Below are 21,498 nucleotides of genomic sequence, written 5' to 3'. Positions count from 1 at the left end.
TCTGACGAAATACCATGCGCGAAAAAGGACTTGCAAAAAGGGAGCCATCCACACAAGACCTTGGGCATGCCTCCTGTTTCAACCTCAACGTTAATCACATAAAACCCGTTAACCGCTAATCAGCATCAATCTCAAAATCGAATTCAACCCAAAGCAGCACCCTACACCGCCAAATGCGCCTTCGATCCAGCAGCAGCCCGACGCATCCCACCAGCGAACAAAGTCACATCAATCTCCGTCGCGATAAAGCTCGCACCCAGCGCGCGACACGCCGTTTGCAGCTCTTTATCCAGCGTCAGAATGCCTGCAGCCTTGCCACCCTTCACAATCCGCTCAATCGCAGAAAGCACAGCCGCCTTCACCTCAGGCGCGCCCGCTTGACCGATGAACCCCATGTCCGCCGCCAAATCCGCAGGACCGATGAACACCCCATCAATCCCCTCCACCGCGAGAATATCGTCGAGCGCGTCCATGCCCAAACGGTTCTCCACCTGCACGATCAAGCAAATCTCGTCCCGCGCCGTGGTGAGGTAATCGGCGATCCCAGAAAAGTCAGACGCACGCGCCAGAGCAGAGCCAACACCGCGCACGCCATGCGGCGGATAGGTCACCGCATCCACCATCGCCTGCGCCTGCGCGCCGCTCTCCACCATCGGGATCAGCAGGCTTTGCGCACCCGCATCAAGGTATTGTTTGATCAGCGCCGTATCGCCCACAGGTGGGCGCACCATCGCATGCGTGCCGCTTCCCTTAAGCACCTGCAACTGCGCCATAATGGAACGCAGATCATTCGGCGAATGCTCCCCATCGACACAGACCCAATCAAAGCCAGCACTGGCGCTGATCTCCGCCACATACGCGTCCGCAAGGCCAAGCCAACAGCCCACCTGCAGCTCCCCTTTATTGATCGCAGCTTTGAACGGATTATGCGGTGCAGGCATGGTTAATTTCCTTTAAGCGAATGAAATATCGACTTGGCCGAACGGTCCAAAATCAGCGTTAATCTTGCTGCCACTGGGGCATTCAACAGGGCGAATAAAGCTACCCGACAGAATGATATGACCGGGCTCAATGCTCTGCCCATATTGCGCCATGCGACGGGCGAGCCAGACGACGCTTTCAACCGGATCATTCAAGACCCCGGCCCCAAGCCCCGTCTCTTCGACCTCGCCATTGCGCGAGGTAATCGCCCCGACCCAACGCAGATCAAACGCATCCGGCGCGTGCTGTTTGTCACCCAGAACAACGCCCGCATTCGCGGCATTGTCACTGATCGTGTCATAGACTTTACGCGTCACGCCGCTCGCGGGATCAGCGCGCAAAATGCGTGTATCGAGGATCTCAATCGAGGGGGCGACATAGTCAGTAGCGGCGATCACATCGGCGCGCGTGACATCCGCGCCACCAATTGGCGCTTTCATCACAAACGCAATTTCAGCTTCAATGCGCGGCTGAATAAATCGTCCCTGAGGGACAACCGCCCCATGCGCGAAAACCATGTCATCGAACAAAATTCCACTGTCGGGAATATCAATGTTCAACGCATATTGCATCGCTTTCGAGGTCAGACCAATCTTCCAACCGACAACCTTGCGCCCCTCTGCCAGCTTCGCGCGATAGATCGCGTTTTGCACCGCATAGGCGTCATCCATCCCCATTTCAGGATGCTTTAGAGTGAGCAAACCAATCTGCTCACCCGACTTCTCAGCCGCTAATAAATCAGTCGCTGCTTGCGCGTGATCACCTTCGTTCATAGCACTTCATCAGCCACAGTGTTAACCAAGGTTCCGATGCCATTCACCTCAACCTCAACCACGTCTCCGGGTTTCAGATACCTCGGCGGATCAAAGCGCGCACCAGCCCCTGTAGGCGTCCCCGTCACAATAATATCCCCTGCCTGAAGCGTCATAAAGGTCGAGATATATTCGATCTCGCGCCGGATCGGATGCATCATGCGACTGAGCACATCATCCTGACGAACTTCCCCGTTCACACGTGTTAAGATCCGCGCGTCATCAAGCTGAGATGCTTCCTTGAACGGCACCAACCAAGGCCCCATCGCGGCGGATCGATCCCAGTTCTTGCCCTGCGTGACGTTGAACTTTGCATGGCGCACCCAATCGCGGATTGTGCCTTCATTACAGATCGTGATCGCCGCGATGTGGTCATAAGCATCATCTTGCGCAATGCGGCGACCCGCCTTGCCAATGACAATTGCCACCTCCCCTTCATAATCAAGCGTCTGGTTCTCAGGTGGCCTAATCAAGGGCTGATTATGCCCCGTAAACCCACTCGCGAAACGCGGAAACAACGACATATATTTAGGCGCCGAAGTCGTGCCATCCTTATACTCCGCATTGCGATCAGGAAAGTTCACGCCGACGCAAAGAATACGTTTCGCGTTGGGCAAAACCATCTCGAACTCATAGTCTTCATGCGTGACTGGACGCCCCTCTGCGACCTTTTCCAGCTCCGCCAGGGCCCCCGCTTCAATCACATCCAGCAAGGTCGGCCACTGCGGACACACCGAATTCAGCGCGACCATGCCGCCCTCTGCAACAGCACCATAGAAACTCTGCCCATCGGCAGAAAAGCTTGCAAAATTCATGACATAGACTCCCAAACTTCCTTAATCACGCTGTGCGCCATCATAACGTCCTCGCGTGTTGTATCGAATTGACCCACCTGAAACCGGATCATACGCCGATCTTCAAACATGCCCTGCGTGATATAAATCCGCCCGTCATCATTAAGCGCATCAACAAAGCGTTGCTGCATCTCATCATCGCCGGGACACCGGAACGAAAACAGGCTCAAGATCGGCTCTGTCACAATCTCAAACCCGTCAAGTTTGCGGATCTCTTCACAAACTTCACCGGCCCAAAGCACATGATTGCGAATGCGCATCCGCAAACCTTCCAATCCGTAGGAACGGATCAAAAACCAAAGCTTCAAAGCGCGGAAACGACGCCCCAAAGGAATCGTCCATTCAGAATAATTAACCACGCTTTCACCTGTGGTTTTCAAATACTCCGGCTCGATTTTGAGCGTATTCAACTGCGGCTGCGCATCACGCAAGAACTGCACAGAGCAATCGAAATTCGCGCCAAGCCATTTGTGCGGATTGAACACAATGCTATCAAATCCGTTAACTTCTGCCCAGAAATCTCGCTGGAATTCAGGCACGATCATCGCCGCGCCTGCCCATGCAGCGTCAAGATGCGTATAGAGATCCTCGCTCTGCGCGACCTTCAAAACTGCTCCAAGATCATCACAGGCACCGATGCCAGTACCGCCCGTAATAGCAATGATCCCAGCGGGCGTATGCCCCGCCGCGCGATCCGCATTAATGGCCACCTGCAAAGCACCCGCATCCATACTAAACCGTTCACCTGTGCCCGCAATCTTAACCAAGTTCGCCTGACCAATGCCCGCCACCCAACACGCGCGATCGATCGAGGAATGGACCTGCTCAGAGCAATAAATTCGCAGATTGCCTTTGCCGTTCAAGCCGTCCTGATTGCCCGTATACCCAAGCGCGCGTTCACGCATAGTGAGCACCGCAGACAGCGTCGCAGAGGACGCACTATCTTGGATAACGCCCGTGTAACCTTCGTTAAGACCCATTGCCTGACGCAGCCAATCAATCATCACGCCTTCAACTTCGGTCGCGGCGGGCGACGTCTGCCAAAGCATACATTGCGCGGCAATTGTCGTGACCAGCAACTCCGCCAACATCGACGGCGCAGCAGCGTTAGAATTAAAATACGCGAAAAAACGCGGATGCTGCCAATGGGTGATCCCCGGCATCACGATATTCTCGAAATCCGCCATGATGTTTTCCATCATGTCACTGCCTTCAGGCGGTGATTTCGGCAGTTGTGCAGCGATCTCACCATAAGCGGTTTGCGCACGCACAGGGCGGTCACGCAGACCTTTGTGATAATCTGCGCTCCAATCAGCAATCTTTTTGCCCCAATGGGCGTATTCGTCCCAATCCATCAAATTGTCCCTACTTTATGGCGCGATGATCGGGCTCGCCGCGATTTGTGACTCTTGCGTGTCGACACCTACAAACCTTGTTCCATGCTCAAACCAAGAGCGCGGCGCAGCAGCCCCCCAAAGCGTCTGACGCTGCGGGTCTTGCAAGTCCCATTTGATCGGCTCCATATCTGGATCGACCGTTTGATAGTCAGAGCAATAAATCTCGATCCGATGCCCATCAGGGTCGAGAATATAAAGAAAAAAGGCGTTCGAAATGCCATGCCGTCCGGGTCCGCGTTCAATGTTATCCACATGCCCCGTCGTCGCCATCAGATCGAGCAAATCGATGATATTGAGCGGTGTCGGAACCCAAAACGCAACATGGTGCATGCGCGGTCCAGTGCCGTTGGTGAACGCCATATCATGCACGCCACCTTTGCGATGCATCCACGCCGCCCAGATCTTTTTGCTCTCGTCGTCCTCGGTATATTCCGTCACGCGAAACCCGAAATCAGAGTAAAATTCAACAGAGGCATCCACATCATGACTAAAGCAATTGAAGTGATCAATCCGCAGCGGTTTCACGCCACGGTAAAGCGCGTATTTCTGGTGAATCGGCTCTAAACGATCCATCTTGTGATAGAATTCCAGAGGAATGCCCATATTGTCAGAGGTCAGCAAAGTGCGTCCCTGATACGGGCGATCCACCCAAGACGTAGGTCGCCCTTTGCCCTCGAAATACACCTTTGCTTTGTCTAGATCATCCTCATCAAATGTCTTGAAACCCATCACCTCAACCGTGCCAGGATCATCCGATTTTTGTAGAACGATACAGTGATGCCCCCGCTCTTCCATCGCGCGAAGGTAAACGTGCGTGTCGTTTTCATCGGTAACCTGGAGACCCAAAATATTGGTGTAAAACTCTTTCGAAACCGCGAGGTCCTTCACGTTCAAACATGCGTGAGACAAGCGAATGGTGTTGAAATCCGGGTATAGATTTGGGGCTGGAACCGGCATCAGAGCGCTCCTAATTTGGTGATTTTATGTTGACCTGTCGCAAAGCCGATATGCTTCTGCTCCATGTAGAATTCGAATGACCAATCGCCGCCATCGCGACCAATCCCGCTGGCTTTAACGCCCCCAAACGGGGTGGGCAGATGGCGCACATTTTCAGAGTTCACCCAGATCATTCCGGCCTCCAACTTATCCGTAAACCGCAGCGCTCGGGTAAGATCGTTGGTCCACAAATACCCCGTCAAACCATAGTCTGTATCATTGGCCATACTCAGCGCTTCCTCCTCCGTATTGAACGGAATAGAGGTCAAAACAGGACCAAAAATTTCTTCCTGAGCGATACGCATACCATTGTTCGCATTGGTGAAAAGCGTTGGGCGCACAAAGTAACCTTCATCGCCAACAACCTCACCACCCGCCGCAACAGTCGCACCATCTTCCTTCGCAATCTCGAAATAGCTGGTCACTTTATTGAAGTGTTCTTCCGTGACAAGCGGCCCAATCTCTGTCTTGGGATCAAGCGGATGACCAACACGGATGTTATTCACGCGCGCCACCAATTTCGCTTCAAACTCTTCGCGAATGGTATCCTGAACCAACAACCGCGACGACGATGTACAGCGCTCTCCATTGATCGAATAAATCATGAAAATAACCGCATCGAGCGCGCGCTCAAGATCCGCGTCTTCAAAAACAATCACAGGGTTCTTACCACCCAACTCCAAGTGATTGCGCTTCAATGTATCCGCACCTTGCTTGGTGATCAGCGAGCCTGTCGCGCTTTCACCGACGAACGCGATCGCCTTGATTTTGGGATGTTCACACAGCGCTTTTCCCGCGCCTTCGCCAAATCCGTTAACCGTGTTCAAGACACCCGCTGGCAGTCCTGCTTCCTCAGCAATCTCCACCAAAAGACGCGCGGTCAGGGGCGATGCTTCGGCTGGTTTGTGAACCACAGTGCAGCCCGCCGCGAGCGCTGGCGCGATCTTCCAAGTTGATAACATGAACGGCGTATTCCAGGGCGTGATCACCCCCACAGGCCCAATCGGCTTGCGCATCGTGACGTTCATCAAGGTGGGCGATTGCAAATGCTGTCCATCACGTGCCTGCACAACCTGATCTGCAAAATAGCGGAAGTTTTCAGCGCCACGTAATGCCGCTTTCGACATGAATTTCAGCGCTTGGCCAGTGTCCCAGCATTCGCACAACGCAATCTCTTCGGCGCGCGCCTCAATCCCTTCTGCCACGCGGATCAGAATCTTCTTACGCTCCAACGCCGGCATATCGCGCCAATCCGCAAACGCATCAGACGCCGCATTTGCAGCTCGATCAATATCAACGGCCGTCCCATGTGCGACGTCGCAAATTAGCGATTTATCCACAGGCGAGTGCGCCTGAAACACACCGCCAGATCCCACAACATCCTGTCCGCCAATACGGTTTTGAATGCCTGTTTCGCGAAAGCGCCCAAGAAAGCCACTTAGTTTTGCAATATTATCGTCGAGTGTACTCATAAGGAGGTCTCCAAGTGGTCTCTGATCGTACCAAATTTCGGGGAAAGCGACGCATCAATGTCACGCATTTCTGCAGATAGTGCTATGGAATGCGCGCCCATCGCAGGTGTCAGAAAATTCTTCATCACTGCAAAAATGCGTAAAATTGCAGCTTCTTTCACATCCTGCGCACGTCCCTCGCGCAGACGCACAGACAGGTCGATAAAGCCATGTTTCGCATTGCCATCGGCAATCGCATAATGATCCACACGCGTCGCGCGCACGCGCACACCTGCCAGAGGGAACGCATCAATCTGCACTGCTTCTGCGCGGATCGCCTCGCAAAGCGCGCCCACATCAACCACCGCTTCAAGGTTCGCGGAATACTCAATTTGAAAGTGCGGCACGTCATTCCTTAACATGTTAACTATTATCAAGTTAAGGAATGCACCGCAGAGTTGTCAAGCATGACTTGGCAGACGTGCAAACATAGTGCAAAACACACAGACCATGACGTCAAAGCTACCCAACACCTCGCGCTCTTTGCCCATTGCGCTGATTCGCGCGCGCGAAGGCGTGATGTTTCCTATTCGTGAAATGCTCACCAAAACAGGCATCACCGAACAACAATGGCGCGTGCTCCGTGTGCTCAGCGAATTTGGCGCGCTCGACACATCAACACTCGCAAATCGCGCATCGCTTTTGTTCCCTAGCCTCACCCGCATCGCGACGACCATGCGCAACAAGGGTTTGATCAGCCAAAAGCGCGACGACAAAGACCGACGCCGCCAGATCATCACAATCACCGAAGCCGGCCAAAAACTGATCGACGACTACACCGATCAATCAGCACAAATAGTCGTTGGCTTTCGCGAAACTCTGGGCGATAAAAATTATGAGCAACTGCTCGACTTGCTTGAACAATTAGACCCGGGTTCCAAGCAACCTAGAGCTTGATCCACGCGGTCTTGAGGTTAATGTATTTCTCGATCGCATGCAGCGATTTATCACTTCCATTCCCCGATTGACCGACACCCCCCAGCGGCACAGTCCCATCAGCGCCGCCATATGTATTCACATGCATCAAGCCTGTTTTGATTTCTCTCACCATGCGATGCGCACGGCTCAGGTTCGATGTCCAAACAGCACCCGCCAGACCGTAAACGGTCGCATTCGCAAGGCGCACCGCCTCTTCATCACTCTCAAACGCAGTCACGCCAAGCACAGGACCGAACACCTCTTTTTGCGTCAAAGTCGCATCAACTGTGACCCCCGTCACAATCGTCGGTTCCATGTAATAGCCGCCTGTTTCTTGCAAAATTCGGCTCCCCCCAAGGACAACATCACCGCCCTCGGCGCGCGCTGTTTCTACAAACCCAAGGTTCGCTTTCAGCTGGATTTCAGAGTTAACAGCACCAATCGCAGTCCCAAGATCCAAAGGATCACCAACCTTCATCGCACTGCTCGCCTTGGCCACTTCCGCGACAAATTCATCATGGATCGATGCCTCGACCAAGAGCCGCGAACCAGCCACACAGACCTGTCCCGAGTTGCGGAAAATGCCCCCCGCAGCAACCTTCGCCGCCTCATCCAAATTCGGCGCGTCCGCGAAAATCACATTTGGGGACTTCCCACCCAACTCCAAATAGACCCGCTTCATGTTCGAACGCGCCGCATATTCCATCAAGCGCCGCCCTGTCCCGCCTGACCCGGTGAACACCAGAACGTCCACATCCATCGACAGGCCCATCGCCTCGCCCACGACTGCGCCTTCGCCCGTGACCGCGTTCAAAACACCATCGGGCAAGCCCGCCTCATGCGCCAATTCCACCATGCGCATCAGCGACAACGACGCGGTTTCCGACGGTTTCAACACCACTGAATTGCCCATCGCCAAGGCTGGTCCCAATTTCCAAGCACCGATCATCATCGGGAAATTCCAAGGAATAATCGCGCCGACAACACCCACTGGCTCCTTGTGGATCATCCCCAAGATGTCCGATGGCGTCGCAGCGATTTCACCGTAAATCTTGTCCAAGGCTTCCGCGTAATAACGGATCGTACCCGCTGCTGATCCCGGCTCGGCTTTGATTGCCATATTGATCTCTGTGCCATTGTCGCGCACGCCTAAAACGGCCAGTTCCAACGCATTGGCCTCGATCAAATCGGCCCATTTCATCAGCACTTTCTTACGCGCCGCCGGGGGTTGCCCCGCCCACCGCTTGTCCTCAAAGGCTGCGCGCGCCGCACCAATCGCCGCCTCCATATCTGCGACAGTCCCCTTCGCTGTTTGCGTCAAAACCTGCCCATCAATAGGCGAGAGAATGTCCATCAAATCGCCATCAGACGCAGGCACATGTTCGCCGCCAATGATATGCGTGCGTGTCGCAACCGGTTCTGCGCGCAACGCGTTAATCTTGCTCTGATCCATCTCATCTCTCCTTGGTCGGTTCAATTATAGAACCGTTGGTTCAAAAACATATTGTCCTAACTGGCATACTCTGTCAAAATTTCCCAAAACCCCACATATTGGATACCGCATCATGAAAGATTCTAATTTTCTGAAAGAGAACAACGCGCGCCAAATGTGGCACCCTATGACCTCTCCGCAAGACAGCGCTGAAAATCCACCCAAGATCATCACAGGCGCGAGCGGCGTGAACATCACGGATATCGACGGGCACACTGTTGTCGATGGCGTTGGCGGCCTGTGGAACGTTAATCTTGGTTACTCCTGCCAGCCGATCAAAGACGCGATGGCAACGCAGCTCGACACCCTGCCCTATTATTCGACGTTTCGCGGCACGACCAACGATGTGGCGATTGAACTTGCCTATGAGCTTGGCGAATTTTTCGCTCCCGATGGTCTCAGCCGCGCGTTCTTCACCTCTGGTGGTTCCGATTCGGTTGAAACCGCGTTGCGCCTTGCCCGTCAGTATCACAAGCTGCGTGGCGAACAGGGCCGCACCAAATTCTTGAGCCTCAAGAAAGGCTATCACGGCACGCATATGGGCGGCGCATCCGTCAACGGCAACGCCAATTTCCGCACTGCCTACGAACCCCTCCTGCCCGGCTGCTTCCACATCCCAGCACCCTACACCTACCGCAATCCGTTCAACGAGGCCGACCCGGAAAAGCTCGCACAGCTTTGCGTCCAAGCGCTTGAGGACGAGATCGCCTTCCAAGGGGCAAACACCATCGCTGCGATGATCATGGAACCGATCTTGGGCGCAGGTGGCGTTATCCCACCGCACAAATCTTTCGCGCCAATGGTGCAAGAAATCTGCAATCGCAACGGCATCCTTTTGATCACCGATGAGGTCATCACCGCCTACGGTCGTACAGGTGCGTGGTCTGGTGCACGTCTTTGGGGGATCAAGCCTGACATGATGGCGACCGCCAAAGCCATCACCAACGGCTATTTCCCGTTCGGTGCCGTCATGCTCGGTGATCGCATGGTCGAGGCGTTTGAGGGAAATCCAAACGCCAAGATCGGCCACGGCTACACATACTCTGGTCACCCCGTTGGGGCCGCTGCTGCGCTGGCCTGTCTCTCTGAAACCAAGCGTCTCAACGTTATCGAAAACGCCGCCGCGCGCGGCACTCAACTCTATGAGGGCTGTCTCGCTTTGCAAAAGAAGTACGACATCATTGGCGATGTGCGTGGGGGGCACGGTCTCATGACAGCCATCGAAATGGTCTCTGATCGCGCCACCAAAAAACCCGTTGATGCAGTGCGCGCACAGATCGTCCAAGACACGGCTTACGACAACGGTGCGATGGTGCGTGTTTCAGGCCCTAACTTGATCCTTTCGCCTTCTTTGGTGCTGACCGAAGCGGATGCGCAAACGCTGCTCGACGGCATCGAAGCAGGTTTCAAAGTGGCGTGATACGCTCCACAGATCAGCTCATCAAAGATCGGGCCCGCCTCATGGGCCCGAACGTCGCAACCTTTTATGACGACCCTGTCCATTTTGTTAAGGGTGAGGGCGTTTGGCTCTGGGATGCTGACGGGCGCAAATACCTCGATTGCTATAACAACGTCCCTCACGTGGGTCACTGCAACCCTCGCGTGGTCGACGCAATATGTCGCCAAGCCAGCACGCTCAACACCCACACGCGTTATCTGCACGACGGGATCCTCGACTACATCGAGCGCCTCACAGGCACGATGAATCAGTCTCTAAACAGCGCAATAGTCACTTGCACAGGCTCTGAAGCCAACGACATTGCCTTGCGCATGGCTGAGGGCATGACAGGCAAACGCGGTATCATCGCCACCGATGCCACCTACCACGGCAACACCTCTCTCGTGAGCCAACTCAGTCAAAGCAATGTGCCGAAAGTCGGCTTCGGCCTTGAGCAATATTTCCGCTTCGTCGATGCCCCCGACAGCTACCGCACCCCTGATCCTGACGGTACAATTTTCGCGCAGAACGTTGCAAAACAGATCGCCGCACTAGAGGCACATGGCACAGGTTTCGCCGCGCTCCTCATCTGCCCTTACTTCCTGAACGAGGGCTTTCCAGACAACCCTGATGGCTGGCTCAAACCCACCGCAGACGTTGTGCGCAATGCCGGTGGATTGCTCATCTGTGACGAGGTCCAATCCGGCTTTGGGCGCGTCGGTACGCACATGTGGGCGCATGAGAAAATGGGCGTTACACCTGACATTGTGACCTTGGGCAAACCCATGGCAAACGGCCATCCTGTTGGTGGCGTTGTGACCAATACGGACATCATTGCACGCTTTCGCGAAGGCTATCGATATTTCAATACCTTCGGTGGTAATCCGGTTTCCTGCGCCGCTGCCATGGCTGTTCTCGAAGAGATGCACGCTGAGAACCTGATGGAAAACGCCGACACCGTCGGCAAATATGCGCGTGCTCGATTAACCAAGCTGCAAGACAAGCATCAGATCATCGGCGACATTCGCGGCTCCGGTCTCGTCTTTGGCGCAGAGCTTGTTCTTGATCGCGAAACCAAAGCGCCCGCCAGCGATTTCACCGATAAGATCATCAACGCCATGCGTCATCGTGGCATCATCCTTTCCAAACTTGGGCGCCACAAGAACACCCTCAAAATTCGGCCACCCATGCCGTTCTCAATCGACAATGCTGATCTTCTGTTCGACACGCTCGATGACGTCCTAACGCAGGCTCTATGAACGCTATTGTCAAAAAAGCGCTACCGCTTTGGGGTTGGCACGGCGCTGATTACACCCTCGTCGCCGCACGCGAAAACGCCGTTTACCGCGTTAGGTTTCGCGGCGAAACCTATGCGCTGCGCCTTCACCGCATCGGCTACCGCAGTGATGCAGAGCTGCGTTCCGAACTCGATTGGATGGCAGCAATCTCAAAGGGTGATCTAAACGCCCCCAGCCCCATCCCAACCCTATCTGGCAAGACATTGCTAACGATCGATAACACTCAAATAGACGCTCTATCGTGGTTAAGCGGCGCACCGCTTTCCGAGCACTTCCCATCCGAAAACCGAGCAAGCATTTTCTACCAACTCGGCCAAAACATGGCCAAGTTTCACATCATCAGCGACGCGTGGACACCACCCGACACGTTCACCCGTCCCGCATGGAATCGCGACGGCCTTCTCGGCGAAACGCCTCTTTGGGATCGCTTTTGGGAGAACCCTCAGCTTAGCACAAACGAACAAACGCTATTCCGCCAGGTCCGCACCCAAGCGAACGCTCTCTTAAGCCGCCATGAAGAGACATTGGACTATGGTCTGATCCACGCCGACCTCGTTCCAACCAACGTGATGTATGATGCTCAGCGCCTGACGTTCATTGACTTTGACGATGGTGGGTATGGGTATCGGCTGTTTGAGATTGCCACTGCTTTACTGAAATTCACGCGCGATCCCGACTACCCTGCCCTGCGCGCTGCTTTGATCAAAGGATACACAAACAAACGCGAAATCAATCTAGAACTGCTTGATTTCTTTATGCTTTTGCGTGCTTTGACCTATGTCGGATGGAACATATCACGTATGAATGACAAGGGTGGGCAGGCCCGTAATGCACGGTTCATAAATACAGCCTTAGAATTAACTAAGTATCTGAAAAATATAAATTAAATGACTTTTCTGCCGATTCCAAAGCACCTTCTAAATACCCACCAAACTGCTCCGCAACCTCTGTTCCACTAAAGATCAACTGCCCGTTCCAAAGCCCGATTAGGTTTCGCGGCGAACCATAGGTCGGGTGCGCATAGAGCGGCGCCTTATCCGCTTCGGTCGCTGTCCTAGGGTCGAACGCCCAATCCTTCAGAAACAAAGCTTTTGGCTCTGCCGCCGGCTCACCAAATAGACGGGTCAATTGCGCGACAATATGATGCCTTAAGACTTGCTCATCTGCACGGTCTCGCGGCGAAACACCGATGAAACCAAACAACGCATAAGGTCCACCAACTTCCGGAGAAGCGTCATGAATTTCGGTCATCGGGCCACGGCGGCTCATTGCATCGCCAGATAGGCCAGCATCGCGCCAAAAGGGCGTGTCATAGACCGCCACGGCCTTGGCTTGGCCCGCCATCCAGGTAGGAACGTTGGTTAATGCTGTCACCACGTCGTCAGGCAAAGCGGGTTCAAATTTGACTTTCGCAGCAACACGCGGAGGCATTGCAAACACCACTTTATCAAAGACGGAGGTTTCGCCGCGAAACCTCCCCGTGATGTTGGAACCGTCATAAGCGAGCGCTGTCACTTCAGAATTTAACGCCCGTTTCGTCTCAGGAATTCGCTCAACCAGCGCTTCGGACAAAGCAGACAAACCACCCTTCAAACGCCAAGATCCTTCCATCGAAGAAAAACCCTTGCCCCTTTGAACATGGCCTTGCTCGTCTTCAAAGGTTAACTCACCTGACGCATATTGATCAAACTTCTCTAACCCAAACCGCGCAATCAAACCCGCGATCCTAGGCTGCGCAGGCCAGAACCAAGCAGGACCCATGTCGAAATAGCCATCACCCAAATGCTCTGTCTTGATCCGGCCACCAAAGCGCGAACGCGCCTCGAGCAACACGTAATCGCGCCCGTCTCGCTCCAACATTTCCGCAAGCGCCAAACCTGACAGCCCACCGCCAATTATAAGTGTGCGTTCAGACATTAAACATTTGGCGCTTTGGCGAAAGGTAAGTGCCCGGTCTTCATCCAAAATGTTGCGCCTTCGCTATCGGCGTTCAAATTAAGCACATCGCCATCAGGCAAACGAAGCCAAGCGCCCTGCCCTAAGGTTTCGCCGCGAAACCTCACCGAACCAGACAGCACCAAGATTTCGATACCGCCACTCTCTGAATTCTCCAAAACAGCATCGGGGTTCAGCACAGAATAATTCACCGCCTCGCGCGCATCTCTGTGCAATTTGGCATGCGCGACACCATCGACGAAAGGACCAACTTCATCCGCCATCGTTTTGCGAAACTGCACGCGATCTTCCATGTCAAACTGCCAAAGTTTCACGAAGATTGTACAGCCTTCAGCAGAGCTGGGTGTATGTGCAGTCGTCGGGGGATTGCGCACATAGGTGCCAGCGGGATAGTCGCCATGCTCGTCTTGAAAAACGCCGTCGAGCACGATGAACTCTTCGCCACCTGTATGCGTATGAGCCGAAAAGCTGCTGCCCTTCGCATAGCGCACAATGCTCGTCGCGCGTGCAACTTCATCGCCAATCCGATCCAACATGCGGCGATCAACGCCTTTCATCGGGGACGCAATCCAGTCGAGTTGTTCGGAGTGAACGATGACCGGAGCGGTGAAATCTGCGTTGAGTTCCATGAAGTGCCCTTTCAAAATCTTCGACCTAGAAAGGGTGTTTTGGGCAGCGGCGCAAGGGGTCTTGAAATCGCGTCACTGTCTTGTGATAGGTTTCGCCGCGAAACCTATTTGCCTAGTCGTCAGGTTTTTCGAGCAGGTAAGCGAGGTGTTCTATCGCGCTTTCAATCAAGTCTTTATCAAGCGCTTTACCCCCGATCCGGATCATATGACCGTTGCTGTCGCGCGCATGGCGCAGGGTCACACCAGAGGACAAAACGCGCGTATCGCCCTGCCAAGAAGGTTTCGCTGCGAAACCTGTTGGGCGTCCGCCACGCGCAGGATCTTTGCGCGACTTAGTTTCTTGCGCCTCAATGACTGCTTCGAGCGCATCCCATTCATGCTCTGCATTCTCAAAAGTACCGCGCGAAAGCACATCGCGCAGGTCCGCCTCCGACCCGTTTCGTAGCGCATTGGCAAGGCGCAATCCATCGCGTTCCTTCAGCGCTTCAGGGTAAATCAGAAGGTCGCCCAACTCTTCAAATATCAAAGCGAAAGCGCGAATTTTGCTACGTTTCGCTTTTGAAGCGACGGCGAAAAGCTTGTTTACCCCTTCTTCGGTATTGGCGAAAACACCCTGCTGCGCGGCGACAACCGCGATGCGGCCACGCTCGAAGTGGGACAGATTAGAGCGGATCTCATTCTCTTCCACCATCGCAGTAATCGCGCCACCAAGCGCTTCTGGATCGCGTTCAATCGCGGTAATTTTTTGCCACTTGGGGTCGTCATTCTGCGAGGCAAGTTCGCGCACAGCGTTGTAACGACGAAAGCCAGAAAGCAGACCAAAAGGCGCAGCATTGTCGGCGGTGGTTTCGCGGCGAAACACCTCAATCGGGAGCCGCATACCATGGGCTTCGATGGAGTCTTTCAGCTCTTTCATTTCATCCGCATTGATCAAGGTACGATCGCGGATCATCGCGCGCGGATCGATTTGATCGAGTGGAATAGCGAGCAATTCACGCCCTTCAGAGCGCAAAGTTTGAAGCGCATCGGAGTCAGCTTGGAGCTTTGCGTTGGCCGCACGGCTCTCAACATCCAAAGGGCTGCTCGCGAGCGCGGCGTCAGCGCTAATCTGGCTAATAGGTGCCATGCCGGAGCGCGTGGAGGTTTCGCGGCGAAACCTCTCTTCAATTTGATTCAAGTCGTCTTCCGAGGGAACGGCAACTTTTCTACGCTTGGCCATGATCGCTCTCCTTCAGTTGTTCGGCTTGGTCCTTAAACCATGCGCCGACGATAATTTCTTTCACTTCCGCCCAGGTGCGGTCGAACGTTTCGCGACCCCGAACATATGTATCGCGGTTAAATTCACGGTAATCAGCCTCGTAGATCCCATTCACTTGCTCGCCCGCTTGCCCGATCATCGCGGTGACATCTTGGCGAAATGTCGTCATCAGATCCCCAAAATAAGCTTGAATCACATTGGCCAAATCGGTCTGTTGGTTCGCATCGAAACGCGTGATGAGCGTGCGCACAGCGTCCCATTCGAACTTGATTTCTGGCAGCCCTTGCTGGCGGCGTTGCGCATTTTCACCATCCTCAATACTGGCGAAGGTAGAGTAGAGCATGTCGAAGAAACGGCCGGTGGAGTCGAACTCAAGAAAGGATGCACCAAGCGGCACAAGAAGAATGTCAGCCGCAGCGAGCGCATTGATCGTGAGGTAGCCAAGGGCAGGGGGGGTATCGAGGAAAATCAGGTCGTATTCATCAAGAAGGCCGCTGTCATTAAGCCCGTTTGTCAAGCCATCCCAGAGTTGCCAACCACGCCCTTGCATGCGCCAAACTGGGATCTGAAATTCAGCCCAATAAAGGTTCAGTTGCGCGCCGATCAAGTCAATGTTCGGCCAATGCGTTTCCTGTACGAGGTTTCGCGGCGAAACCTCCAAGGCTTCTGTTAAGGTTTCATCAAGCGGGATTTCAGGGTCACCGCGCGCAACGCGGACCTTGTTTTCCGCCTGGACATGTTGCGCGAAATCACGCGCGAGGATCGGGAAAGCGGTCTGCCATTCATCGCTGACAGTGCCGCCCATGATGCTGGTGAGCGAGCCCTGACTATCGAGGTCAATTACTAATACTTTGTAACCATCCAGCGCGGCAGACATAGCTAAGTGCGCACAAGTTGATGTTTTTCCAACGCCACCTTTGAAATTCGCAACAGCGATGGTTTTGGCCTGCGCACCCTCGGGTTTGTAAGGCTGATACTCACGGTTTGCAGCGCCTTCGGCAGCGAAATGGACGCGCAGGTCCATAATTTCAGAGAGGTCAAACCATTTGGAATTGCCCTCTCCCGTGCCTTGAGGGAGGTCTGGATTTGCTCTTAGGACGCGGCGGAAATGAGCGGGCGCAACAGGGATCAAATAACGGCAAACCTCCCATGTGGAGAAGCGCCTGAGCTGCTTTTTGCCATCTGGTGCGTGGCCTGTTTTAGCGAGCTCGTCACGACCACGTGCTGCGAAAGCCGCTGCTTTCGCGAATCGCGCAGTATCGATAGGTTGAGTGAGTTTCGCGGCGGAACGTTCCGGGTCGATGCCGAAATAAGGAGGGATAGGTTGTTTGCCTGATGTGGTCATGCTGCTTGTCTCATGTTCTTTTTTCTTTGGTATATTATGCAAAGAATGGCACATCATGTCAGAAAACGGAAATACTCTTCTAAGAATGTTTGAGATGAAAGAAAGCATCACCTGGTCTGTTTTAATATGTATAGACTCTTTATAGACTTTGCGTCATTTAAATTCAATAGTATCAGATATTTAGATACGTTTGGGTGCCTTGATACAGGTGCAAAGGTACCAAGCTACAGGATCAAAAGCGCCTCAGCGCAGGATAAAAGGTACCGATTCGCAGGATATAGGGTCTAACGGGCGGTTTAGGGTCTAACACGGGATCTTGCTGGCTTCGATTAGATTCAGGCGTCCTGTATTCAGGTACCTTTAGGGTGAGCCAAGACTTGGTTTAGCTACCATTAAAGCACCAATGGAGCGATTGAAACGAGGTGCTTTTGGTGTTAGCAATGACTCATAAAAGGTTCCAAAGAGAGCCGTGAGCAGAGGTACCTTATTCATGCAAGGTGATATACCCAAGGACAAATTGACTGGCGCACTGCGGCGGGGGTCTGTGAAAAAACATGTGGCGGCGATCCATGTGTCTGGGAAATTAACGTTATTGCAACGAAAGCTTTCTAACGTGCTCTTGTTGAATGCGTATGATCGGCTGGGCGATGCGCAGAAGTTTGAGATGGACGCGCGTACTTTGTGCATGATGGTTGGTTACAATTCGAATGACTTTGACACGTTGAAAGGGTCGCTGCGGGGCCTCGCAGAGACGGTTGCAGAGTGGGACATGCTTGGCGCGGATGGGGCGCAAGAGTGGGGTGTGTCGAGTTTGTTGAGCTACGCCAAGCTTAAGGGTGGCGTTTGCGAGTATGCGTATTCGCCTGCGTTGGCTGAGAAACTTGCGGATCCGAAAGTCTTTGCGCTGATTAATTTGAACATTCAGCGCAGGTTTACGAGCGGCCATGCGCTGGCATTGTACGAAAATTGCTACCGGTTTCATCGGACGGGAAGCACCGGTTGGTGGCCGCTTGATACGTTTCGCCGTTTGATGGGGGTTGAGGACAGTGCGTATTATCAGACCTACAAACATCTGAACGCGAAGATCATTAAGCCTGCGGTCGCGGAAGTGAATAAATCGAGCAATATTATTGTGACCGCTGAAACCCGAAAACGGGGCAGGGCGGTGACGGATATTAGGTTCGTAATAAAGCCCAACCCGCAGCTTGCGATTTTAGATCTGGATGATGGAACGGGGCTGCGACGAGCGCCTGTTTATGATCGTCTTCGCGCGATGGGCGTAAGTGATCGGCTCGCGCGGCAATGGATCACGCAACATGGTGAAGATGTGGTTGCGCAAAAGCTTGCATATGTGGAGGCACAGGATGATGTGCGTTCTCCTGTGGGATATTTGACCGCTGCGTTGCGTGATGATTTCAAGCCGGAAAAACCTGTGAAACAGGTTGCTAAAAGCGCGCGAGCGAAGACGCTGGCTTCTGTGCAGCAGATCGTTAATGGGCGAACGCCAACGCAACGGGATGCGGATAAGCGTTTGTTTATGAGTTCCCTCACGCAAGCCAATGAGCGTGATGATTTTGAGCGCCACGGCTGGATGTCTGCACTGAACCGCGATGCGATTGAGGCTTTCTGGAGAGAGCTGTTTCCGAATGCTTTCGAAGATGTTGCCACATGACATTAAAAGTGATAAATAATGTCATATGACATTACAGCGTCTTAATATTGATCCGTCCCATTTCGTTCCTGATCCGATCACGGATGAGGAGGGCAGCGCCATGTTTCGTGCGATTTTGAACTTGTTTCAGAAATGGCAGCTAGCCGATGAAGAAGCGGCGACACTTTTGGATATGCCGCTTCGTACATACCGACGCTGGAAGAGCGGCACGCAAGGGCGCTTGAGCCGTGATGGCAAGGCGCGGCTTTCGAACTTGATTGGTATTCATAAGGCGCTGCGGTTGATTTTTACGGACGCACAACGCGGCTATGATTGGGTCAAAACACCCAATGCAGCGTTCCAAAGCCAATCGGCTTTGACTGTTATGCTGGGTGGTGAGTTAACAGATTTGATGCGTGTGCGACGATACTTGGATGCGGAGCGCGGTGCCTGGTGAGCCATGTTGTTTGGCAAGGCGCTGTGCGCATCATTCGAAGTATTTACCCGCCAATCGACCTTTTTGAAGACATCGCCGACCCAGCCGATTGGCCGCTGCTGATTTCCGCAGAGCAAAAGAGCAACCCGCGATTGATGGAGAGCATCGGCGCGCTCGATAAGGTTCCACCTGCGCGCAGAGTTTCTGGACCGGGTGCATCTTATTTGATGGCACCGTTTACGCATGCGAGCCCGGATCGCCCGAGCCGGTTTTCGGATGGATCGTTTGGCGTGCTATATGTGGCGCGCGACTTTGATACGGCTTTGCACGAAACCATGCATCATCATGCGCAGTTTATGCGCGCGACGGATGAAGCTGCTGGTTGGACCTCGCAATTTCGCGAATTGACGATGGATGTTGATGCAGAGTTGCATGATTTGCGCGGGCAAGGCGCGCTCGCTGAACTTGCCCCCAACGATTATGGTGCAAGCCAACAAACAGGTGCAGCGCAATATCGAGCGGGTAGGGATGGGATCTGCTATCCAAGCGTACGCACGAAGGGTGAGTGTGCAGCGCTGTTTTATCCAGACTTGGCCAAAGATCCTGTGCAAGGGCGCCACCTTGATTATCATTGGAACGGGACGCGGGTGGATTTGGTGAGGGATCGCACGAACGGGGCAGTTTTTCGTGTGATTGAGGATTAACTCACAAGAACAGTTGGATCATTTCGCCCTGTACACGCGCCTCGATCATGCGCAGGGGCACACGGGCAGGAGCGGCGTTCGCAGCACCTGTGCGCGCATCAAAGAGACCTTGGTGGAGAGGGCATTCAATGTGCGTGCCGTTGAAATACCCATCGCACAGATTGGCGGCGCCATGGGTGCAGCGCGCGTAGGCCGCGGTGATGCCGTCGCTGGTGTCAAAAATAGCAATCTCACGCGTGCCAAGGGTGACGGGAGTTGCATCGGCTTTCAGTAAGTCCGTCAAAGGCAGCGCGTCTTGCCAGCTTTTTTCACGCGCCATTTGAAGCTTGCTCCAAGGCATCGGCACGTGTCGAGCGACCTGTGAGTTGGCGTAAAATATCGATGTGCGCACCGACGTAGCCACGCGGTTCAACCTCGATCACATGTTTGATTTTCTCATGCAATTTCGGAAGCGCGTAGTAGGGGACGGAGGACGCATAGTGGTGCTCTGCGTGATAATTCATGTTCCAGCTGAGAAATTGCATATGGCGCATCACATAGTTGGTGCGCGTGTTCTCTGTCATCTCGCGAATGCAGGGTTTGCCTACATGTTCGGTCATGCGAATGAAGCGCATCACAGGCTCGCCTAGCACCACAGAGAGCCACCAGAACCAGATGGGCGCCCACCAATTCGTCAGCGCGCAAATCGCAATGATAGTGGTGTAGAGCATCAGCATAATGCGGGCTTCCCAGATGATTGTGACGTGCTCTTCCTTGGGGACAAAGTGCTTTTCTTGATCGGTGAGGTGTCCGCGTGTGTGTAGGAAAAGTTCGGTGAATTTGTTGCGCCAGTAAGGGATAGAAGAGAGATACCAGAAGTACCCAGCGAGGGTTTTCGGCAAAGGGATCAGTTCAGGATCATCGCCGTGAACTTGCGTGTGGGTGTGGTGGTCGCAGTGTTCGTAGCGGAAGTGGCGATTAGGGAGCATGATGATGAAACCGCAAATATTGCCAACCACATCGTTGAGCCAACGGGTCTTGAACACGGTGTAATGACAGCATTCATGTTGCAACGAAAAGTGATGCACGAGGATGACGCCGTGGATGAACATCGCAGGCCAGATCCAGAGTGTATTATAGGTGAGCGCGATGAGCGCTGAGGTGGCGCAAAGCGCGGCGATCCAGATGCTGAGATGGATGAACGCAGGCGTATTAGAGCGTTGCATCAGCGCTTTGAGTTCCGCGCGCGTGATCGTGCCATCGCGCAGGGCTTGGGTGACGGGGGTGAGGACTTCACGTGTCATGTTTTGCATCCTTGCGCGCTTGATTAAGCTGCGGGAAAATCGTTCCCTGATAGTGTGACATGTAGGTCTTTGGGCGACAACGCCAAGTGAGGAAATTGACATGAAAAGCGCGATAACTGCGACGATTGATCTGGATGGTATGGGTCGTCAGATGGGCGATCTACGGGTGAAGTGATCAGATAATTCCGTGCCGCTCGGCTATCATCCTGTGCCGATCATTAGTTTCAAGAATGGCGATGGGCCTGTGGCGCTGATGATCGCGGGCACGCATGGGGATGAGTTTGAAGGGCCGTCTGCGTTGATGCGTTTGGTAGATGATTTGTCGCTCAAGGATATCAGCGGGCAAATCATCATTGTGCCGGCTTTGAACGCGACTGCGGTGCGTGCGTCTGAGCGGTGTTCGCCGCTAGACGGCGTGAACCTGAACCGTGCGTTTCCGGGGGATCCGTTAGGGAGTATTTCTGAGCAGATTGCTTATTATACCGCTGCTACCCCAAAACCCGAATTTTTTCATGGGTTATGACGCGGAAATTGTCTGA

The 21,498-nt window shown here is 53.7% G+C and carries 22 protein-coding genes; 8 read left to right on the top strand and 14 right to left on the bottom strand.

Going from position 1 to position 21,498, the window contains the following annotated elements; translation table 11 throughout:
* Positions 1-161: 161 nt before the first annotated feature.
* Genes PFRI_RS16930 through PFRI_RS16900 form a run of 7 tightly spaced genes read right to left on the bottom strand, consistent with a single transcriptional unit; the run spans position 162 to position 6,898 of the window.
* The gene (locus PFRI_RS16930; protein ID WP_072631886.1) at positions 162-941 is read right to left on the bottom strand and encodes an aldolase/citrate lyase family protein; all 780 of its coding nucleotides are present in this window, start codon (positions 939-941) and stop codon (positions 162-164) included.
* 12 nt (positions 942-953) lie between these two features.
* Positions 954-1,754 (bottom strand): 2-oxo-hept-4-ene-1,7-dioate hydratase, encoded by an 801-nt coding sequence (hpaH, locus tag PFRI_RS16925; RefSeq protein WP_072631885.1) that lies wholly within the window; start codon positions 1,752-1,754, stop codon positions 954-956.
* Positions 1,751-2,608, bottom strand: coding sequence for a fumarylacetoacetate hydrolase family protein (locus tag PFRI_RS16920; protein WP_072631884.1), 858 nt, complete (start codon positions 2,606-2,608; stop codon positions 1,751-1,753). The genes hpaH and PFRI_RS16920 overlap by 4 nt, the downstream gene beginning before the upstream one ends.
* A complete protein-coding gene (locus PFRI_RS16915; RefSeq protein WP_072631883.1) occupies positions 2,605-4,002 on the bottom strand; it encodes a pyridoxal phosphate-dependent decarboxylase family protein in 1,398 nt (465 codons plus the stop codon). The genes PFRI_RS16920 and PFRI_RS16915 overlap by 4 nt, the downstream gene beginning before the upstream one ends.
* Positions 4,003-4,017: 15 nt before the next feature.
* On the bottom strand, positions 4,018-5,001 hold the full coding sequence (gene hpaD / locus PFRI_RS16910) for a 3,4-dihydroxyphenylacetate 2,3-dioxygenase (protein ID WP_072631882.1): 984 nt from the start codon (positions 4,999-5,001) through the stop codon (positions 4,018-4,020).
* Positions 5,001-6,512, bottom strand: coding sequence for a 5-carboxymethyl-2-hydroxymuconate semialdehyde dehydrogenase (gene hpaE, locus PFRI_RS16905; RefSeq protein ID WP_072631881.1), 1,512 nt, complete (start codon positions 6,510-6,512; stop codon positions 5,001-5,003). Before hpaE ends, hpaD begins: the two co-directional genes overlap by 1 nt.
* On the bottom strand, positions 6,509-6,898 hold the full coding sequence (locus PFRI_RS16900; protein ID WP_072631880.1) for a 5-carboxymethyl-2-hydroxymuconate Delta-isomerase: 390 nt from the start codon (positions 6,896-6,898) through the stop codon (positions 6,509-6,511). Before PFRI_RS16900 ends, hpaE begins: the two co-directional genes overlap by 4 nt.
* 103 nt (positions 6,899-7,001) lie before the next feature.
* On the opposite strand from PFRI_RS16900, the gene hpaR reads away from it, so the two are divergent.
* On the top strand, positions 7,002-7,448 hold the full coding sequence (hpaR, locus tag PFRI_RS16895; protein ID WP_072631879.1) for a homoprotocatechuate degradation operon regulator HpaR: 447 nt from the start codon (positions 7,002-7,004) through the stop codon (positions 7,446-7,448).
* On the opposite strand, the gene PFRI_RS16890 is transcribed toward hpaR, so the two are convergent.
* The gene (locus PFRI_RS16890) at positions 7,438-8,922 is read right to left on the bottom strand and encodes an aldehyde dehydrogenase family protein (protein WP_072631878.1); all 1,485 of its coding nucleotides are present in this window, start codon (positions 8,920-8,922) and stop codon (positions 7,438-7,440) included. The two genes, hpaR and PFRI_RS16890, sit on opposite strands and share 11 nt — an antisense overlap.
* Positions 8,923-9,034: 112 nt before the next feature.
* On the opposite strand from PFRI_RS16890, the gene PFRI_RS16885 reads away from it, so the two are divergent.
* From PFRI_RS16885 to PFRI_RS16875, 3 genes are read left to right on the top strand one after another with little or no spacing between them, the layout of a single operon-like run.
* On the top strand, positions 9,035-10,381 hold the full coding sequence (locus PFRI_RS16885) for an aspartate aminotransferase family protein (protein ID WP_072631877.1): 1,347 nt from the start codon (positions 9,035-9,037) through the stop codon (positions 10,379-10,381).
* Positions 10,378-11,658: an aspartate aminotransferase family protein gene (locus PFRI_RS16880; RefSeq protein WP_211317800.1), complete on the top strand. Its 1,281-nt coding sequence runs from the start codon at positions 10,378-10,380 to the stop codon at positions 11,656-11,658. The genes PFRI_RS16885 and PFRI_RS16880 overlap by 4 nt, the downstream gene beginning before the upstream one ends.
* The gene (locus PFRI_RS16875; RefSeq protein WP_072631875.1) at positions 11,655-12,584 is read left to right on the top strand and encodes a phosphotransferase enzyme family protein; all 930 of its coding nucleotides are present in this window, start codon (positions 11,655-11,657) and stop codon (positions 12,582-12,584) included. The genes PFRI_RS16880 and PFRI_RS16875 overlap by 4 nt, the downstream gene beginning before the upstream one ends.
* Here the strand turns inward: PFRI_RS16875 and PFRI_RS16870 are convergent.
* The 4 genes from PFRI_RS16870 to PFRI_RS16855 all read right to left on the bottom strand — a co-directional run bounded on the left by PFRI_RS16870 (position 12,559) and on the right by PFRI_RS16855 (position 16,885).
* Entirely contained in the window at positions 12,559-13,614 is a 1,056-nt protein-coding gene (locus PFRI_RS16870; protein WP_072631874.1) for a flavin monoamine oxidase family protein, read from the bottom strand. The two genes, PFRI_RS16875 and PFRI_RS16870, sit on opposite strands and share 26 nt — an antisense overlap.
* Positions 13,614-14,282 (bottom strand): cupin domain-containing protein, encoded by a 669-nt coding sequence (locus tag PFRI_RS16865; protein ID WP_072631873.1) that lies wholly within the window; start codon positions 14,280-14,282, stop codon positions 13,614-13,616. Before PFRI_RS16865 ends, PFRI_RS16870 begins: the two co-directional genes overlap by 1 nt.
* A gap of 112 nt (positions 14,283-14,394) precedes the next feature.
* Entirely contained in the window at positions 14,395-15,501 is a 1,107-nt protein-coding gene (locus PFRI_RS16860) for a ParB/RepB/Spo0J family partition protein (protein ID WP_072631872.1), read from the bottom strand.
* On the bottom strand, positions 15,488-16,885 hold the full coding sequence (locus tag PFRI_RS16855) for an AAA family ATPase (RefSeq protein ID WP_072631888.1): 1,398 nt from the start codon (positions 16,883-16,885) through the stop codon (positions 15,488-15,490). The genes PFRI_RS16860 and PFRI_RS16855 overlap by 14 nt, the downstream gene beginning before the upstream one ends.
* Before the next feature lie 490 nt (positions 16,886-17,375).
* Here PFRI_RS16855 and PFRI_RS16850 point away from each other — a divergent pair, with 490 nt between their 5' ends.
* The 3 genes from PFRI_RS16850 to PFRI_RS16840 are packed head-to-tail and all read left to right on the top strand — an operon-like array spanning position 17,376 to position 19,676.
* Positions 17,376-18,557 carry a replication initiation protein gene (locus PFRI_RS16850; RefSeq protein ID WP_072631871.1) on the top strand — a complete coding sequence of 394 codons (1,182 nt, stop codon included), beginning with the start codon at positions 17,376-17,378 and terminating at the stop codon, positions 18,555-18,557.
* A 25-nt stretch (positions 18,558-18,582) separates the two neighbouring features.
* Positions 18,583-18,993, top strand: a complete 411-nt coding sequence (locus tag PFRI_RS16845) for an MbcA/ParS/Xre antitoxin family protein (protein WP_072631870.1) — start codon at positions 18,583-18,585, stop codon at positions 18,991-18,993.
* Positions 18,990-19,676 (top strand): RES family NAD+ phosphorylase, encoded by a 687-nt coding sequence (locus PFRI_RS16840; protein WP_245812432.1) that lies wholly within the window; start codon positions 18,990-18,992, stop codon positions 19,674-19,676. The genes PFRI_RS16845 and PFRI_RS16840 overlap by 4 nt, the downstream gene beginning before the upstream one ends.
* Before the next feature lies 1 nt (position 19,677).
* On the opposite strand, the gene PFRI_RS16835 is transcribed toward PFRI_RS16840, so the two are convergent.
* Together PFRI_RS16835 and PFRI_RS16830 are read right to left on the bottom strand one after the other, a co-directional pair.
* A complete protein-coding gene (locus PFRI_RS16835; protein WP_072631869.1) occupies positions 19,678-19,995 on the bottom strand; it encodes a Rieske (2Fe-2S) protein in 318 nt (105 codons plus the stop codon).
* Entirely contained in the window at positions 19,985-20,959 is a 975-nt protein-coding gene (locus PFRI_RS16830; protein ID WP_072631868.1) for a fatty acid desaturase family protein, read from the bottom strand. Before PFRI_RS16830 ends, PFRI_RS16835 begins: the two co-directional genes overlap by 11 nt.
* A 187-nt stretch (positions 20,960-21,146) precedes the next feature.
* On the opposite strand from PFRI_RS16830, the gene PFRI_RS16825 reads away from it, so the two are divergent.
* Positions 21,147-21,482 carry a M14 family metallopeptidase gene (locus tag PFRI_RS16825; protein ID WP_072631867.1) on the top strand — a complete coding sequence of 112 codons (336 nt, stop codon included), beginning with the start codon at positions 21,147-21,149 and terminating at the stop codon, positions 21,480-21,482.
* Positions 21,483-21,498: the final 16 nt, after the last annotated feature.

The organism is Planktotalea frisia (assembly GCF_001890925.1).
Classification (GTDB): Bacteria; Pseudomonadota; Alphaproteobacteria; order Rhodobacterales; family Rhodobacteraceae; genus Planktotalea; species Planktotalea frisia.
The sequence above is the reverse complement of the archived record's forward strand: the minus strand, read 5'-3'. Positions and strand labels throughout refer to the sequence as shown.